General features: G+C 26.3%; 15 protein-coding genes. 10 read left to right on the top strand and 5 right to left on the bottom strand.

Translation table 4 applies throughout. From position 1 onward, the window contains the following. Window positions 1–76 precede the first annotated feature (76 nt). Window positions 77–1960, bottom strand: a complete 1884-nt coding sequence (locus ACXX84_RS03250; RefSeq protein ID WP_458560952.1) for a hypothetical protein — start codon at window positions 1958–1960, stop codon at window positions 77–79. 201 nt (window positions 1961–2161) lie between these two features. On the opposite strand from ACXX84_RS03250, the gene ACXX84_RS03245 reads away from it, so the two are divergent. The 6 genes from ACXX84_RS03245 to ACXX84_RS03220 all read left to right on the top strand — a co-directional run bounded on the left by ACXX84_RS03245 (window position 2162) and on the right by ACXX84_RS03220 (window position 7211). Then, the gene (locus ACXX84_RS03245) at window positions 2162–3133 is read left to right on the top strand and encodes a phosphate acetyltransferase (protein WP_436359089.1); all 972 of its coding nucleotides are present in this window, start codon (window positions 2162–2164) and stop codon (window positions 3131–3133) included. A 1-nt stretch (window position 3134) separates the two neighbouring features. Further along, window positions 3135–4340, top strand: coding sequence for an acetate/propionate family kinase (locus tag ACXX84_RS03240; RefSeq protein ID WP_436359090.1), 1206 nt, complete (start codon window positions 3135–3137; stop codon window positions 4338–4340). Then, complete coding sequence (gene coaD / locus ACXX84_RS03235; protein WP_436359091.1) at window positions 4333–4761, top strand: pantetheine-phosphate adenylyltransferase; 429 nt, start codon at window positions 4333–4335, stop codon at window positions 4759–4761. The genes ACXX84_RS03240 and coaD overlap by 8 nt, the downstream gene beginning before the upstream one ends. Next, entirely contained in the window at window positions 4762–5319 is a 558-nt protein-coding gene (gene yihA / locus ACXX84_RS03230; RefSeq protein ID WP_436359092.1) for a ribosome biogenesis GTP-binding protein YihA/YsxC, read from the top strand. 158 nt (window positions 5320–5477) lie between these two features. Then, window positions 5478–6125, top strand: a complete 648-nt coding sequence (locus ACXX84_RS03225; protein ID WP_436359093.1) for a LemA family protein — start codon at window positions 5478–5480, stop codon at window positions 6123–6125. A 6-nt stretch (window positions 6126–6131) separates the two neighbouring features. Next, window positions 6132–7211, top strand: coding sequence for a hypothetical protein (locus ACXX84_RS03220; protein ID WP_436359094.1), 1080 nt, complete (start codon window positions 6132–6134; stop codon window positions 7209–7211). A 30-nt stretch (window positions 7212–7241) separates the two neighbouring features. Here the strand turns inward: ACXX84_RS03220 and ychF are convergent, their stop codons facing one another. Genes ychF through rpsF form a run of 4 tightly spaced genes read right to left on the bottom strand, consistent with a single transcriptional unit; the run spans window position 7242 to window position 9617 of the window. Continuing rightward, window positions 7242–8345, bottom strand: coding sequence for a redox-regulated ATPase YchF (gene ychF / locus ACXX84_RS03215; RefSeq protein ID WP_436359095.1), 1104 nt, complete (start codon window positions 8343–8345; stop codon window positions 7242–7244). A 48-nt stretch (window positions 8346–8393) separates the two neighbouring features. Next, complete coding sequence (gene rpsR, locus ACXX84_RS03210) at window positions 8394–8639, bottom strand: 30S ribosomal protein S18 (protein ID WP_436359096.1); 246 nt, start codon at window positions 8637–8639, stop codon at window positions 8394–8396. Between the two features lie 16 nt (window positions 8640–8655). Then, complete coding sequence (locus ACXX84_RS03205; protein WP_436359097.1) at window positions 8656–9153, bottom strand: single-stranded DNA-binding protein; 498 nt, start codon at window positions 9151–9153, stop codon at window positions 8656–8658. 14 nt (window positions 9154–9167) lie between these two features. Then, window positions 9168–9617, bottom strand: a complete 450-nt coding sequence (gene rpsF / locus ACXX84_RS03200; protein ID WP_458560599.1) for a 30S ribosomal protein S6 — start codon at window positions 9615–9617, stop codon at window positions 9168–9170. 287 nt (window positions 9618–9904) lie between these two features. Between rpsF and rplU the strand changes: the two genes are divergently transcribed. From rplU to ACXX84_RS03180, 4 genes are all read left to right on the top strand, one after another. Further along, on the top strand, window positions 9905–10204 hold the full coding sequence (gene rplU / locus ACXX84_RS03195) for a 50S ribosomal protein L21 (RefSeq protein WP_436359099.1): 300 nt from the start codon (window positions 9905–9907) through the stop codon (window positions 10202–10204). Window positions 10205–10210: 6 nt separating this feature from the next. Next, window positions 10211–10468 carry a 50S ribosomal protein L27 gene (rpmA, locus tag ACXX84_RS03190; RefSeq protein WP_436359100.1) on the top strand — a complete coding sequence of 86 codons (258 nt, stop codon included), beginning with the start codon at window positions 10211–10213 and terminating at the stop codon, window positions 10466–10468. Between the two features lie 131 nt (window positions 10469–10599). After that, complete coding sequence (rpoB, locus tag ACXX84_RS03185) at window positions 10600–14265, top strand: DNA-directed RNA polymerase subunit beta (protein WP_436359101.1); 3666 nt, start codon at window positions 10600–10602, stop codon at window positions 14263–14265. Then, window positions 14265–18503, top strand: coding sequence for a DNA-directed RNA polymerase subunit beta' (locus ACXX84_RS03180; RefSeq protein ID WP_436359102.1), 4239 nt, complete (start codon window positions 14265–14267; stop codon window positions 18501–18503). The genes rpoB and ACXX84_RS03180 overlap by 1 nt, the downstream gene beginning before the upstream one ends. Window positions 18504–18864: the final 361 nt, after the last annotated feature.

Genomic DNA, 18864 nt, shown 5'->3' with positions numbered 1-18864 from the left:
TAAAATACAAATAGGTTATAAAAACACTGGTGCACTTTATATTTCATTTAAGGAAACTCAACTAAATTGAGTTTTTTTATTTATTAATTTTAAATATTCTTCCAGAGTTTAGATCTTTAATTATAGAACCGGATAAATTTTCTGGTAAATTATCATTTATATAGAAAGTTAGTGTGTTTAAATCTGTATATCCTTTATATTCTTTATCGTTTTTTACTATTGAAAATAGGTGATTTAACTCGTTATTTAGATAAGTATTTGGTAGTTCAAAATGTAAATAAGTTGTATTATTTATAGTTTCTCTTTTTAAAATATTAATATTTGTTATATTATTTTCGAATGTTGAAATTTTAGTGATTTTATTATTATCGAAAGGAATAAGCATATGGGAAGCATTATTAATAAATTCTATTGAAGATAAATAATATGTTTTATTAGCTTCAAAGAAAGAATCATTTAGCATAATTTCTAGTTTGTTTTTATCTATTAAGTGTAATATTTTTTCTTCATTTGTAGTAATATGATTGTTTTCATCTATTACAACAAAATTTGCTTTTATTTCTGAATTATTTGTAGTTTCTAAATTATTTTTTAGTAAAATGTTTAATTTATTTTCTTCTTTTTGAACAGTAATAAGATTGTTTGTTTCTATTGTATTTTTATTAAAAATAAACTTATTTTTATTTAAATTAATTTCAGTATTGGAATATTCAACTTCAATAAAATCTTCTGTTTGAAAAGAATTTTTAAATTGAAATAATACTGCTTTTTTATTTAAATCTACAACGTTGAAATTATTAACTTCTTCTAACAATTCTTTATTTTTATTATAATGTTTAATTTTAAAATTTTGAGAACTTAAATCTATTCAATTATTTGGATCATTTATAAAAAGTAAAGAACTTTTATTTGTTACAAAAGAATTTTCAAACGAAACTTCTTTATTTTTCGCTTTATAATAATTTTTTATAGTTTCACTAAAATCTTTATAATTGGCAATAATTTTATTTTGTTCATTTGAAGAATTTGCAATTTCTAATTGTAAAATATTTCAAACATATTTATCACTTAATTGATTTAAATCAAAAGAAAGATTTTTTTCTTCAATTGTTCCTAATATTTTTTTAATTTCATTATTTCTATTTTCAAAAATTAAAGAAAAATTATTAAAATTATTTGGATTTTTTATATTTTTATTTAAAGTTTCTAAATTTATAATCAGTTTATTTTTAATGATTTGTCCAAAATTTAAATTTGAAATAGTTAATTTTTCTTTATTTATTTCTAAAAAATGATTATCAATTAAATTATCAGTGGGATTAAAATATAATTTTTTAAGTAAGTATCTTCCTTTTTCTAAATCATTAGGTATATCTATTTTAAATGAATTATTTAATATAGTTATGTTTTTTGTTTTGTTTATATTTGTATTTTCGATATTTTCTAAAGTATAAGTTATAGAATTACTGTTTAAAATATTGGTAAAGAAAATTTCTAATTCCCCAGTTTTTTCCGTATTTTTGATTTCAAAAAAAGGAAAATTAATTTTTATATTTTCTGTTTTTTCAACAAGTGTAATGTCGCTTGGTATCTGAATGGAATAACTACCTTTTTTTGGAATAGATAAATCATTTATATCTATAACTCAAAAATTATCATTGTTAATTTTTTTTCAAGATGCTTTAAAAGTAATGCTTTCGTTTTGTTCATTAGTAAATTCAATTTCTTTGGCTGAATTGTTTGTAGGTTGATTATCTTTAGTTTTTAGAAAAATTTGTCATCCATTGGTGTTTTTAGAAATACTAAAATTAGTTGCTTCATTTTTTTTAATATCAATCTTTTGATTATTTTTATGTTTTAAAACAATAGCAGTTGTTCCTACAGCAACAGGAATTCCGATTGCAACAATTGGTAAAGCTATAAATAATGCTTTTTTTGTTTCTTTTTTATTTTTAAACATTTTTCTCCTTTTGATTATTTAAAAATTACTATTTATAAATTATAAAACTAATACAAAAAAATAAAATAACTTTCTTTATTTTTTATTAATTTCTATAAAAAAACGAAAATAATTCTTTTATTGAATTTATTTTCAATAATAAAGAAATAGTTTTTTAAAAAAGTATTATAATTTTTATTATTAAATAAATAAGGAGAAAAAATGTTTTTTCAAAAAGAATTAGAAAATAAAATTGATATAAAAAACAAAGAATTAAAATCAAAAAAAACCATTTTACTAATAGATGGAGAAGATCAAAGAGCTATTGATGCAGCTAAAAAATTAGTTAATACTGATTTAGTAAATGTTATTTTACTTGTAAATAAAGAAAATAAAAACCTTTCTTCTAAAATTCAACAAGAAGTAATTAGTTCTTCTAAAAAGGAAAAATACGCAAAATTATTTTTTGAAGCAAGAAACGGAAAAGAAACAATGGAATCTGCTCAAAAAAGTTTAGAAAGCAATCCTTTTTATGGAATGATGATGTTAAAAAACAAAGAAGTAGATGGTGTAGTTGGTGGTTTAAATTATACTACAGCCGATATTTTAAGAGCTGGTTTTAAAGTGATAGGTCCTAAAAAAGGGATAAAAACTATTTCATCTGCTATGATAATGCACAAAGAAAATGAAAAATTTATTTTTTCAGATATATCTGTAAATATAAAACCAAATTCAGATCAGTTAGCAGAAATTGGTTTAAATTCAAAAGAATTTGCAAAGAATTTAGGAATAAAACCAAAAATTGCTTTCCTTTCTTTTTCAACAGATGGTTCAGCTATTAGTGATGAATCTAAATTAAGTTCAGAAGCAACTATTAAATTTAATGAATTAAGTGATGATGTTAAAGCTATCGGTGAAATTCAATTCGATGCAGCTATTAGCGAAAATGTAAGAAAAGCAAAATATAAAAAAGAGTCATATGAGGGACAAACTAATGTTTTTATATTCCCTAATTTAGATGCAGGAAATATAGGATATAAAATAGCACAAAGACTTGGGAATTATGGGGCAATTGGTCCAGTTATTACTGGTATTGCAGAACCTGTAAATGATTTATCTAGAGGATCAACTGTAGAGGATGTTTATAATACAGTTTTAATTACAACATTACAGACTTTTAAAGAGGAAAAATAATATGAATAAAAAAATATTAGTAATAAATGCTGGTTCTTCATCAATGAAATGATCATTATTTAATAAAGAAGATTTTAAAGTTATAGCTTCAGGAATCGCAGAAAGAGTTGGGATAGCTAATTCTTTTATTAAAATGTCATTTGGTGATAATGATATTAAAAAAGAAGTTGAAATGCAAAATCATAAAGAAGCAGCAAATAAAACACTTGATTTATGACAAGAAAATAAAATTATTAATTCTTTAGATGAAATTGAGTTAATCGGATTTAGAGTAGTTCATGGTGGTGAATATTTTAAAGATTCTACAAAATTAACAAAAGAAGCAATTGAATTAATAGATGAATGTTCAAAATTTGCTCCATTACATAATCCTGGAGCAATCCAAGCAATTAAAGCTATGCAAGAAGTTTTACCTAATGCTAAAATGAGTGCTAGTTTTGACACAGCCTTCCATACTTCTATTCCTGATATTAATTCAAAATACGGGATTAATAAAGAATTTGCAGAAAAATACGGCATTAAAAAATATGGAATGCATGGAATTAGTCATAAATTTATTACATTAAAATTAGAAAAAATTTTAAATAAAGAAAAAATAAATTTTGTTAATTTACATATAGGAAATGGAGCATCTTTATGTGCTATTAAAGATTCTAAATCATTTGATACATCTATGGGATTTACTCCATTAGCGGGCATAATGATGGGAACAAGAAGTGGAGATATAGATCCGGCGATTCATGAATATGCAACCGAAGCTGCTAATATTTCTTTAAAAGAATTTACCAATTTATTAAATAAACAATCTGGATTATTAGGTGTTTCTGGTATTTCATCTGATATGAGAGATTTGGTTCAAAGATACAAAGAAAATGATCAAAATGTAATTTTTACTTTAAATTTATATATTCAAAAAATTGTAGATTATTTAGTTAACTACATTAATAAAGTTGGTAAAAAAATAGATGCATTAGTTTTTACAGCAGGAATTGGTGAAAATTCTAGTTTTATTAGAGAATTAGTTATTGAAAAATTAACCTTACCAAATTTAAATATTGAACTGGATAAAGATAAAAATAATGTTTCACCTTCAGAAATTAAAGATTATACATTAATTTCTTCTTCTAAATCCGACATTCCTGTTTATGTAATAAGAACTAATGAAGAATTACTTATTGCACAAGACGCATTAAAATTATATGAATAAAGCAATATTTGCAGGTAGTTTTGATCCTTTTCACGAAGGGCATTTAAATATTTTACAAAAAGCTTTAAAAGTATTTGATTTTATATATGTTGTAATAACTAGAAATCCAGATAAAAAGCAAATAAGTTCATTTCAAGAAAAAAAATCAATAGTTCAGCAAAAAATAGATAAACTTAAAAATGTAGAAATATTGATTAACGATAAAGAGTTGACTGCAGAATTTGCAAAAAAACTAGATGTTAAATTTTTAATAAGAGCAGCAAGAAATGATATAGACTTTAGTTATGAATTAGAACTTGCATATGGAAATAAAGAAATTTACAGCGAATTAGAAACAATTTTATTTTTTCCAGATGAAAAAAACCGAGAAATAAGTTCAACATTAGAAAGACATAAAAAAATTTATGATAAAGGATTTTAGATGTGAAAATTTATAGTATCTTCTTCAAAAAAAGAAAATTGATATTTTCATAAAGGAAAAGAAATTTGTTTTATAGGTAGATCTAATGTTGGTAAATCTTCTTTAATAAACGCTCTTGCAAACACAAAAATAGCAAAAACTTCAAATACTCCCGGTAGAACACAATTAATTAATTTTTTTGAAAACAACGACCAAAAAATAATCGTGGATTTACCTGGTTATGGATATGCTAAAATGTCAAAATCTCTTTCTGAAAAAATGTTCAATATGATTGAAGAATATTTTACTTTTAGGGAAAATTTAGATACTACTTTTTTACTTTTTGATTCTAGAATTGGATTAACTGATAATGACAAAAGTATGTTAGAATTTTTAGAATTTTTAAATAAAAAAATTATTTTAGTTGCAACTAAAATAGACAAATTAAACCAGTCACAATTATATAAAGTCAAAAAAGAAATCGAATTACTAAATAAATATGAATGTTTTTTTGTTTCTTCAACAAAAAAGAAAAATTTAAATTTATTAATTCAAAAAATGGATGAAATTTTAATGTAAAATAAAATCTATTTAATTGATATAATTTTATTAGTAGGATTATTTGTTCATAAAAAATCATCTTAGTTGAATATCAAAACAAATTTTACTACTGATTTAATTTATATAAAGTTAAACATAATTTAATAATATAAATATAAAAAAAAGAAAGGAAAATTATGGCAAATTTATTTAATCCAAATAATAACAATGAACCAAAAGGATTTGAACCTACAGTTGATAATAGTGCAAAAAAACCTGTTTGTTCAGTAGCGGCAAAAGTATTTTTCTGAGTTTTTGGAACATTACTTCTATTTTTTGCACCAATTTATTTCTTAGTTAAAAGAAATGGATTTTTAAGACAACAAAATGAAATCAATGAGGCAGCTGGTACAATCGAAACTCAATTAGCTAAACGTAGTGATACATTAATAAAATTAGTAGATCAAGTTAAATCACACAAAAATTTTGAACAATCTATTCTTACTGATGTAACTAAATTAAGAAATATGACTAAAAGTATTGATAATGCTTCTCAAGTAGAAGGTTTAACTAATTCAGTTTTAGGTAGATTGATTGCTGTTTCAGAAAACTATCCAGATTTAAAAACATCAGCACTTTATGGTGAATTAATGGAACAAACAAGTTATTTAGAAAGAGAAATAGCTGCAGCAAGAAGACTATATAATAGTAAAGTTAACACATTTAACACTTCTATTTTAGTTTTCCCAGCAACAGTTATATCAAGTTCATTACACTTAGAAACTTATCCATTATTCCAAGCAAGCGCACAACAAAGACAAGATGTTTCTATGAAAGATTTATAAAATTAGATGAAAACAATAGACAATTATAAAACATTTTCAGAGTTTCAACATATTTCAAAAGAAACAATTTATCCATTTATTAAAAATACAATAGATGAAACTTTTGATAAGACAAAAGATTTACAAGAAAAAATAAAAAAAGCACATTTAATTTTTTCTATTTTTATAATCACAACACTAGTTTTACTTGGATTATCTATTTTATTTGTTGTTATTTGATTACTTCAAAAAAATGTTTCTTTAACAGTAGCTGCATTAGTTTTCTTTGTTTTAGGTTTAATAAGTTCTTTGGTAGCTTCAATATTTATGAAGAAAAAGAAAAATTTAATTTTGATGCTTCAACTTGAAATTCAAAAAAACCTCAATGTTCCTTCTATTTATAAAGAAAGCATTAAAGTTTTAGATGAAACCTATGATTATAAAATAAATAAAGAAATTGACGAAAGTAATAATTTTAGTTTAGATAAAAGACACATTGAAGAAGTTCAAAGTGATTTAGCAAGAAGCTATGATAAAGTTGTTTTAGAAAGCAAAACATCAATTAAAAGAGTTTTAATTAATCAAAAATATCCTGTTGTTTTTTTAAACTTAAAATGAAAATGTATTGATTATGCTAAGAAAAAAGGGGATAACGATAGAGTTACATACGTAGATAACGGTATTATGCAAATCGATACAACAGTGCTTGGTGATAAAGGTTTTGCCTTTGAATTATTTAGATCATCTTTTTTTAGTAAAAAAAACATAGAGAAATTAGAAAATAAAGATTTTGTTAAAACATTTTCTCCACGTTCAAATAACGAATTAAAAATAAGACAAATGTATACACCTCTTGCAATGGAACTATCACTAAAGAGATATCATGATAAAAACGGTGTTCAAATTACAGGATTACATTTATTATCATCAGGATCTAGAATTTATTATACTTATAATTGTAGTTTTGGTTTTATGGAACTAGATTTTCCAAAATCATCTGATAAAGTTAAAATTTTAAATAAAGTTTATAATGATATATTAGTTGATGTTTATTCTCTATATTATCTAATTTCATTGATTAATAATACTACACTTTATTTACAATAATAAAAAAATGAGATTTAAGTATCTCATTTTTTATTTTCCAAATTTAAATAAACAAATATCGCCATCTTGCATTTCGTAATTTTTTCCTTCTAGACGCATTTTTCCTTGTTCTTTAGCGTTTTTTTCACCACCATTATCAATATAATCACTATAACTAATTATTTCTGCTTTTATGAATTTTTTTTCAAAATCGCTATGAATAATTCCTGCACATTGTGGTGCAAACATTCCTTTGGTGAAAGTTCAAGCCCTAACTTCTTTAACACCTGCTGTAAAATAAGTTGCTAAATTTAAAAGCTTAAATGCTTCTCTTGTTAAAATTTCAAGTCCTGAATATTCTAGTTTATATTCATCTAGAAATATTTGTTTATCTTCGTCATTTAATAAACTAATTTCATATTCTAATTGGATAGAAATAGGAAGTAATAAATTATTGTAAGAATCAACAAGAGTTTTAAGATTATAAAAATGCTTATTATTCAAAGGATTTTCTATATCTTCTTGAGAGATATTTCCAACATATAATATAGGTTTTAATGTTAATAACTGGTAACCTTTGACAATTTTTAATTCTTCTTCTGATAAATTAACGTTTCTTGCTGGAATATTATTATCAAATGCTTTTTTGAGTTTTAAAGCAACTTGATATTCCGCCTTTACATCTTTATCACTACTATTGAGTGCTTTCTTTTCTACCCTTTTAATTACATTTTCAATTACTTGCATATCAGCAAGTAATAATTCTAAATTAATTACTTCCACATCGTTTTTAGGATTTATTTCATTTGCAACATGTAAAATATCTTTGTTTTCAAAGCAACGAACAACTTGAATAATTGCATCTACTTCTCTTATATTAGATAAAAATTTATTACCAAGACCTTCTCCTTTAGAAGCTCCTGATACTAACCCTGCTATATCAACGAAAGTAAAGGTTGTTGGCAAGATTCTTTCAGGATTAACAAATTTTGCAATTTCGTTTAATCTTTTATCTTTTAATTCAACTATTGAAATATTTGGTTCAATAGTTGTAAAAGCATAATTTGCTGATTCAGCTTGCACTTTTGTTAATGCAGAAAACAAAGTGGATTTTCCTACGTTAGGTAATCCAACTATTCCGGCTTTTAATGACATATTTCTCCTTTAAAAAATCTTTAGAGTATTGCTCTAAAGATTTTTATATTATTTTCTAATTCTTTCAGATACGAATGGTAATAATGCAATAATTCTTGCTCTTTTGATAGCTGTAGATAATAATCTTTGATGTCTAGAACATGTACCAGTTAATCTTGAAGGATGAATTTTTCCATGACTACTAATATATTTTTTAAGTAATTCTGTGTTTTTGTAATCAATATATTGCATTGATTCTAAACAAAAATTACAAGGTCTTTTTTTGAATTGTTTTTTTACTTTACGATTAATCATTTTTCTCCTTAGTTAATTATAAAAAACTTTCAACATCTCAATCTGTTTCTTCTTCATCATCATTTAAAGTAGTTTTTTCTACATTATTTTTTGATGAATATTCTGAATTATTTACAGTTGAAAATGTTGGTTCTGCAGGATTTGTTGCTGAAACAGAAGGGTTATTATTAATATTTTTTCTTCTATTTTCGCTTTCTTGCTTGCTTTCTAATAAAGTTACATTTTCAGCAGAAACTTCATTTGAAGTAACGTTTTGTCCTTGATTATTAACAAAACTATTTGTAGCAAAGGAACCTTCCACAAGGATTCTAGAACCTTTTGATGCATTTCTTGCTAAAAATTCAGCACTATTTCTTCAAACTACAACAGGTATAAAATCAGTAATTTCATTGCCATCATTAGTTGAATATCTTCTTGATACAGCAACTGTTAATCTTAAATAACTAATATTAGATTTAGTTTTATTTAATTCTAAATTATTCGCTATTCTTCCTATTAATATAACTTTATTCATTGCAAACTCCCTTATTATTCTTTATTTTCAGTTTTTTTTGTAACTCTTGTTCTTTTAACAACTTTTTTTTCTTCAGCTTTTGTTTCTTTATTTTGTTCTGAATTTTCAGAATTAGAATTTTCTTTTGAGTTTTGTTGATTTTTAAAGAATGAAAGTTTACGTTTTTTAGGTTTTACTTTTCTATTTAAACCTTTTTCTGTGTCTAAGTTAACAACAAGACTTCTTCAAATTGTTTTTTGAATGTTTGTTTTTCTAACAAATTCAGCAATTTTGCTTTCTTCTGATTCTACATTCATTAAAACAAAAATTCCTGTTTTAGATTTATTGATTGGATAAGCTAACTCAGTTCTTTCTAATTTTTCTACACTTTTAACACCATTTGAAAAAACTTCTTTTGCAATTTTTTCTGCTAATGCAACATCTTCTGTTGGTGCTAAAATTAGCATAATTTCGTATTTTGCCATTTTGGCTCCTTTCGGTCATCAGGATCTTTTTTCAAGATCAAGGAGTATATATTAGAAATACTCTTTTGAATTATATAATATTTTGCTTAATTATCTATTAAATTTGTAAAAAGATTTTACTTAAACATATTTTCTTATACAAAATATAATACATTTTTTTATTATATATTAATTAAAAAGTGTTATAATTAAATAGTTACTTGTGTAACCATTCTAAAAAGGTAGTGACTAAAAAGTCCAATCATTTATAAAATGAACCTCAAAGATGAGCCATATGAGGAGGAAGTATGTTTGCAATAATCAAAACTGGTGGAAAACAACTTATTGTTAAATCAGGAGATACAATTTTTATTGAAAAAATTGATGGAAACGAAGGAGACAAAGTTTCTTTTAACGAAGTTCTTGTTCTTGATAAAAAAGTTGGAACACCTTTTGTTAAAGGTGCAGTTGTTGAAGGTGTAATTGAAAAACAAGGAAAAGCTAAAAAAATCGTTGTTTATCGTCACAACCCTAAATCAACTCATAAAAGAAAATTAGGTCATCGTCAACCTTATACTCGTGTAAAAATAACAGAATTGAAAGGATAATTTAAAATGGCAAAAACCAAAGCTGGTGGTTCTACTAGAAACGGTAGAGATTCGATAGGTAGACGTCTTGGTGTTAAATTAAGTGATGGTCAATTCGCAACTGCAGGAGCAATTATTTTCAGACAAAGAGGAACTAAAATCTTCCCTGGAAATAATGTTGGACGTGGAAACGATGACACATTATACTCACTAATTGACGGATATGTAAAATTCGAAACAAAAAGAAACAGAAAAGTTGCTTCTGTTTATGAAGAAAGAAAATAGAAAAAAAACTTAAAAAATAACTAGATTTAATCATCTAGTTATTGTTTTATTCTGTTTAATGTAAATTATGATATAATTCCATAATCATTACTATTAAATATAACACAAAATTAATTAAAAAAGGAAGAAAAATGGAAAAAAAATTCAAAATTAGAAAATTTGGACCAATAACTGAAAGAAGAGATTATTCAAAAACTAAACATACGTTAGAAACTCCTGATTTTCTTGAAACACAAAGAAAATCATTTAACTGATTTTTAACAGATGGTTTAGATGAATCATTGAATAAAATTTACCCTATTGTTTCTGCAAATGGAAAAATTGAAATTCAATACATACCTGGTTCAGTAAGAGTTGAAATTCCAAAAGATGAATTTCAAGCAATTAAAGAAGCAAAACAAAAAGGAACATCTTATACAGGGAAAATAGTTGGTTCTTTAAGAAAACATACTGTGGAAACAGGAGAAATTGACGAAAGTACAGATATTATTTATGGAGAAGTTCCTTTAATGACAAGTGGTGGTACTTTTATCATAAATGGTTCTGAAAAAGTTATTGTTGCTCAGTTGATTAGATCTGCTGGGGCATATTTTGGTAAAAACGTTCGTAATAAACAAGCGGATGACTTGTTTAACAAAGTTGAAATTATTCCACAACTTGGATCTTGAATTGAAATTTTCCACAGAGTTACAGGTAACTCAATTGATACAGTAAAAATTAGAATTGATAAACATAAAAACATTCCTTTAACCACTTTTTTAAATGGTTTAGGTTTGAAAAAAGAAACAATGTTACAACTATTTGGTAATTCAAGTGTTTTAAAAGAGTCAATTAAAAAAGAAAAAATCGAATCCAGTAAAGATAATTTAGAGTTAATTTATAGAATTATTAGAAAAGGAGATAGAATCACCGATGAAGCTATTTTCAATTTAATTCCTTTAACTTTATTTAATGACAGAAGATACAATTTATCTAAAACTGGTAGATACATGTTGAATAGAAAGTTAAATTTAGTTGAAAGAATTTTAGAAACTTATTTAGCAGAAGATTTAACAAATGACAAAGGGGAAATTCTTTACAAAAAAGAAACTTTTATTACTCCAAAACTTGCTTTAGAAATTCAATCTCAATTTGATAAAGGTATCTTAAAAACAGTAGACATTCCAGATATTACTTCTCAAGTTTATGGAAAACAACTTGATATAAATCCTTCTTTAGAAAAAAGAACAAAAGTAATTATGGTAAAAGTATGACCAAACAAAAGATCTTTAGAAAATGGCAAAGATCCTATTTTAGTTATTGCAAACGATCCTACTTCTACAGAAATGCATTTATTAATTTCTGATATTATTGCAACCATTTCATATTACTTTAATTTAATTGATAATTTAGGAAAAGAAGATGATCCTGACTCACTTGTTAATAAAAGAATAGTTGGAGTTGGTGAATTATTACAAAACCAATTCATTGTGGGACTTACTAAACTAGAAAAACACGCAAAAGAAAAACTATCTACAAAAGAAATGGATAAAATTACACCTAAAAGTATTCATAATAATAAACCAATTTATAACCAATTTAAAACATTTTTTAACTCTTCAAAATTATCACAATTTATGGATCAAATTAATCCACTTGCTGAAATTGCAAACAAAAGAAGAGTTACATCTCTTGGACCTGGAGGTTTAAATAGAGATACAGCTCAATTTGAAGTTCGTGACGTTCATGCAACTCATTACGGAAGAATTTGTCCTATTGAAACACCTGAAGGACAAAACATTGGACTTATTTTAAACCTTGCTTCTTATTCGAAAGTTGATGATTACGGATTTATCCAAACTCCTTATTATGGAGTTGAAAACGGAATCATTAACTATGATAAAGTTTACTGATTAACAGCAGTGCAAGAATATGGTTTTAAATTTGCTCAATCTTCTGTTGATGTTGATGAAAATAACAAAATTTTAGGGGATAAAATTACTGTTAGAAAAGATCACGAATATTTAATTGTTAAACCTGAAGAAGTTGATTATATTGATGTAGCTTCAAAACAAATGACTTCTATTGCTGCAAGTACCATTCCATTTTTAGAAAACGATGATGCTAACCGTGCATTGATGGGCGCAAACATGCAAAGACAAGCAGTACCATTAATTGAATCTGAAACTCCACTAGTTGGAACTGGTGCTGAATATGATGTTGCAAGATATGCTGCAACCAATTTAAAAGCAAAGAAAGCTGGAGAAGTTGTTTTTGTCGATTCACAACAAATTAAAATAAAAAGTAGTGACAAAATAAACGAAATAATCGATTATAATTTAAGAATTTTTGAAAGATCCAATCAAGGAACTGTTATTAATCAAAAACCAATAGTAAAAGTAGGGGATAAAGTTGAAGCAGGACAATTAATTTGTGATGGTCCTTCAACTAAAAATGGAGAATTAGCTCTTGGTAAAAATGTGCTAGTTGCCTTCTCTACATGACATGGATTCAACTTCGAGGATGCTGTTATTATAAGTGAAAAATTAGTTAAAGATGATGTCTTTACTTCTATTCACATTGAAGAGCAAACTATTCAATTTAGAGCATCAAAAGCAGGAGATGATATTCTAACAACAGATATTCCAAATGCTTCTTTACGTTCAAAAAGACATTTAGATGAAAACGGGATTGTTCGTGTTGGTTCTGAAGTAAGTACAGGAGATATTCTTGTTGGTAGAACCAGTCCGAAAGGAGAAGATAATCCAACTCCTGAAGAAAAATTAATGAATGCAATTTTTGGTAATAAATCTTCAAATCAAAAAGATACATCATTAAAAGTAAAACACGGAGATGCTGGTACAGTTATTGATGTGCAAATTCTTTCAAGAGCACAAGGGGATTCACTGGAAGACGGAATTGATAAAATTGTTAAAGTATTTATTGCTCAAAAAAGAAAAATAAAAGTTGGGGACAAAATGGCTGGTCGTCACGGAAACAAAGGGGTTATTTCTCTTGTATTACCAGTAGAGGATATGCCATACTTAGAAGATGGAACTCCAATCGATATTCTATTAAATCCACAAGGGGTTCCTTCACGTATGAACATTGGTCAAGTACTTGAATTACACCTTGGAATGGCTGCTAGAAAACTTAATGTTAAATTTGTTTCTCCTGTATTTGACGGAGTAAAAAATAACGACATAACAAATGTTTTAAAAGAAGCTAACTTACCTACTTCTGGTAAATTTAAACTATACGATGGAATTACAGGAATACCATTTGACAACGAAGTATCAGTTGGTGTTATGTATATGTTAAAACTACAACACATGGTCGATGACAAAATGAATGCTCGTAGTGTTGGACCATATTCACTAATTACTCAACAACCATTAGGAGGTAAATCTCAAAATGGTGGACAAAGATTTGGAGAAATGGAAACCTGAGCATTAGAAGCATTTGGTGCATCTACTGTTTTACAAGAATTATTAACATATAAATCTGATAACATTCAAGGAAGAAATATTCTTTATAATGTTTTAGCAACAGGAGGAAAAATTCCTAAACCTGGAATGCCTGAATCATTTAACGTTTTAGCTTATGAATTAAGAGGTCTTGGAATCAAATTAGAAGTGCACAAAAAAGAAAACTACCTAAAAGACGAAGAATTTGAACAAGATTTTAGTAGTTATGAAGAAAATAACATTAGTATTGAAGACGAATTTTCACCAGAAATTATTAATGATTATAATTTAATTAGTGAAAAAATTGATACTCATGAAAATAATTTTGAAGAAGAAGAAGGAGATTATTAATGATTAAGAAGGAACCAAATAAAATTACAAGAAAATACGCAACAATTGATGAAAATTCTATTGATAAAATTTCACTTTCTCTTGCTACTTCTGAAGATGTTTTAGAATGATCACATGGTGAAGTTACTAAACCAGAAACCATTAATTATAAAACATATAAACCAGAAAGAGAAGGGTTATTCGATGAGTTAATTTTTGGACCTATTATTGATTATAAATGTTCAATTTGTGGAAGAAAATATAAAAAATCCAACGAAGGAACTCTTTGTTCTGCAACAGATCAATGTAAGGCATTAAAATCTGAAATTTTACCAAAAATTTCTAGAAGATCAAGAATGGGACACATTGAGTTACAATCACCAGTTGTGCACTTTTGATTTTTCAGAATTGATCACTCAATTATTTCTAAATTACTTGGAATAAAAACAGAAGACTCAAATAAAGCAGTTTCTAAATCATCATTAGAATCCTTAATTTACTATAAAGCTCACATTATTTTGGAATCTGGAGACATCAAAGCATTACCAAAAAATCAAATTATCGAACTAAATGAAGCTGGAGTTATTTATAGAGATGCATTAATTGAAATTCGTTCCCGTTATAAAGAAGGAACTGAAGCTTATGAAGAATTATCAGAAGCTTTAAAAGATTTAACTGAACTTGCATCTTCCAAAATTGGTAAAGAATACGGAATTGATTTTTATGAATTAAATGAAATTATTGAAGAGTATTCAGATGCTAAAATTTCTACCGGTTCAGCGGCTATTGAATACTTATTAAAAAATATTAATCTTGAAGAAGAAAGAGATAAAGTTAAAAAACAAGTTGATGAAATTCAGCAATTAAGTCCTGAAAAACAAACATCAACAAAAATTCAAGAAAGAGATAAATTGTATAAAAGATTACAAGTTATTAACTCTTTTATTAACTCTCAACAAAAACCAACTTCTATGTTAATTAAACATTTACCAGTTATTCCTGCTGATTTAAGACCATTAATTCAATTAGATGGTGGAAGACACTCAACTAGTGATATTAACGAACTTTATCGTCGTATTATTATTAGAAATAACCGTTTAAAAGGATGAATGGAAAAAGATGCTCCAATCTTGATAATTCAAAATGAATTAAGAATGATTCAAGAAGCTGTAGATGCATTAATTGATAATCAAAGAAGAAGTCCTTCTCCAGTTTCGGCTAAAGATGGAAGACCATTAAAATCTATTTCTGACGCTTTAACAGGTAAAAAAGGGAGATTTAGACAAAATTTACTTGGAAAAAGGGTTGATTATTCAGGGCGTAGTGTTATCGTTGTTGGTCCAAATCTAAAAATGAACCAAGTTGGTATTCCACGGGAAATGGTTGCAAAACTATTTGAACCATGAATTATCAAAAGATTAACTGAGCGTGAATTAGCTTCTTCAATTAAAAGTGCTAGAAAAATGATTGAAGAATTAAATCCAATCATTTGACCACACGTTGATGAAGTTATTAAAGGAAAATTAGTTCTTTTAAACCGTGCTCCTTCATTACACCGTTTATCAATTAGAGCTTTTGAACCGATTTTAGTTAGAGGGCGTGCTATTAAATTGCATCCGCTTGTAACAGCAGGGTTCAATGCTGACTTTGATGGTGATCAAATGGCTGTTCACGTTCCTATTTCTCCTGAAGCAATTAGAGAATCTAGAGAATTAATGTTTGCAAATAAAAACATTCTTGGACCTAAAGATGGTGAACCTATTGTTAACCCTTCACAAGATATGATTCTTGGTTTATACTATTTAACTAAAGAAGAACAAGAAGAAAGCGGTAGAAAAGGAGAAGGAAGATATTTTGCAGATTACGATGAAATGATGAGAGCTCACGAAGTTGGTGTTGTTTCATTACACGCAAGAGTTGCTTTACCTTTTGAAAAAGTTAAAAAAACTTTAGAAACTTCAGTTCAAGGATACGTAGTTTCTACAGTTGGTAAATTTATTTTTAACAATGCTTTTCCAGATAATTTCCCATTTGTTTTTGACACAAATGTAGATAATTTATATGCAGATCAACAAAAACAATTAGAAAAATATGTTATTAAAAAACATGGAAACATTCCTGAATTTATTAAAGCATTACCATTAAATGAACCACTAAACAAAAAACATATTGCTAAAATAATAAGACAAACTTATGACAATTTTGATATCGTGGTTTCAATGGAAGATGTAGCTTCTGTTGTTAAAAAAATAAATTATGAAAATTATAAAGATGTTTTTCAATATTATTCAGAATTAATTGATTACAAAAATGAAATAATTTCTAGCAAACATGCTTCCAATTTAACTAAATTTACAATTGAAGAATTTGAAAACATATATAAAAGAGTTAAATACAGAAACAATAACATTGATAGAGAGTTAGAAAAAGAAGAAAAAGCAGAATTATTGGAAAAAATTTGATTTAAATATACAAATTTAGTTGCTGAAATTCTAGATAAAATTAAAGATTTAGGTTTCACATATTCAATGCTTTCAGGTACTTCAATTTCCATTGGAGATATTAAATTAGCTCCAAGAAAAGATGAATTTATTAAACAAGGTGAAGAACACACTGCTAAACTTAATAAATACTTTAGAATGGGAATGTTAACCGATGATGAAAGATATATTTTAACCATTGAAAAATGAACCAAAATTAAAGATGAAATTCAAAAAGACTTAAATACAGTAACTTTACAAGAACCAAATAACCCTATTTTTATGATGATGAAATCAGGAGCAAGGGGAAATATTTCTAACTTCGTTCAATTAGCTGGAATGCGTGGATTGATGGCTAATAACGTTAAAACATTAAAAGCCGATGCTGAAAATGAGCGTGTGGTACGTTCTACTGTTGAAGTTCCAGTTAAAAGTTCTTTCCTTGAAGGATTAACTTCTTATGAATTTTATTCTTCAACTCACGGTGCTAGAAAAGGGGGAACCGATACTGCTCTTAACACAGCTAAATCAGGTTACTTAACTCGTCGTTTAGTTGATGTTGCACAAAATATTGTAGTAACTCAAAAAGATTGTGGTTCAGACTTTGGGTTTTTAGTAAAAGAAATCATCGATACTAAAACCAATTCTACAATTGTTTCTTTATACGAAAGAATTGAAGGAAGATATACTAATTCACCTGTAATTCACCCAGAAACAGGCGAAATCATAATCGAAGATAATAAATTTATTACTCCTGAAATTGCACAAAAAATTATTGATGCTAACATAAAAGAAGTAGATATCCGTTCTATTTTAAGTTGTCACACTAGAAATGGTGTATGTAAAAAATGTTACGGAAAAGATCTTGCAACCAATAGAATTGTTGCAATCGGAGAAGCTGTAGGGATTATTGCTGCTCAATCAATCGGTGAACCTGGTACACAGTTAACAATGCGTACATTCCATACAGGAGGGGTTGCTGGGGTTGAAGATATTACAGGAGGTTTTGCTAGATTGATTGAATTAATCGATGCTTTTGAACGTCCATGAGGAAAACCAGCACAAATTTCTCCAGTTAAAGGTTATGTAAAATCTATTGATCAATTAATGGATAAAGAAAGAAATCAAACAGATGATAAGTTAGTAAAAGTTGCTTATATAAATAAAGATGGTGAAGAATTAGAAAAAGTATTCCATGTCCCTGTAAATAGAAAATTAAGAGTACAAGTTGGTGATTCTATTACTCCAGGACAAAAAATTACAGAAGGTCCTATTATTTTAAAAGAGTTACTAAACTACACTGATGCTCGTAAAGTACAAAATTATTTATTAAAAGAAGTACAAAGACTATATAGAATGCAAGGAATTTCCATTAGTGATAAATATATAGAAATTATTATTCGTCAAATGCTTTCTAAAATTTTAATTACTGATGCAGGAGATTCAAACTTATTTGTTGGATCTTTAGTTGATATTTTTGAATATCAAGAAGTTAATGGAGAATTACTATCTCAAGGAAAAAAACCTGCATTTGGTCAAATTGTAATTAAAGGAGCAAAACAAACTCCACTATTATCTGATTCATTCTTAGCTGCCGCTTCATATCAAGAAACTTCAAAAATTTTAGTTCACGCTTCAATTTCTTCACAAATTGATAAATTAGAAGGATTAAAAGAAAATATTATTGTAGGACATAAAATTCCAGCAGGAACAAACTCTAAATATGAAGCAAAATCTAAATATGATATTCAAGACCCAATTAATTACTTTAAAGACTAAAATTACAATAAAATAACATTTTGTTTAATCACAAAATGTTTTTTATTTAATTCAGTTTAAATTAAAGGGGATATAATACTACTTTTTGCAAAAAAGTCAAATAATTTATCTAGAAATAGCAAAAAATTGCAAAAAACAAGAATTTTATTATAAGAAATAGCATTTTGTTATCAATTTCTTGCAACAGAACTATAATAATTCAAATAGATTTTTAGATCTATTTTAAAAAGTTTAAATATAAAGGAGAATTTATGAAAAAAAGATTTAAATCAGCCCGAGTTTCCCAGTTAACACTAAAAAGCATAAAATCAACCATTTTTTTGGTGGAAGTGTAATAAATTTTGTGTAAAAATTTCTCAAT

This window comes from Mycoplasma sp. AC157 (assembly GCF_054343415.1).
This window is presented reverse-complemented; position numbering and strand designations above follow the sequence as displayed.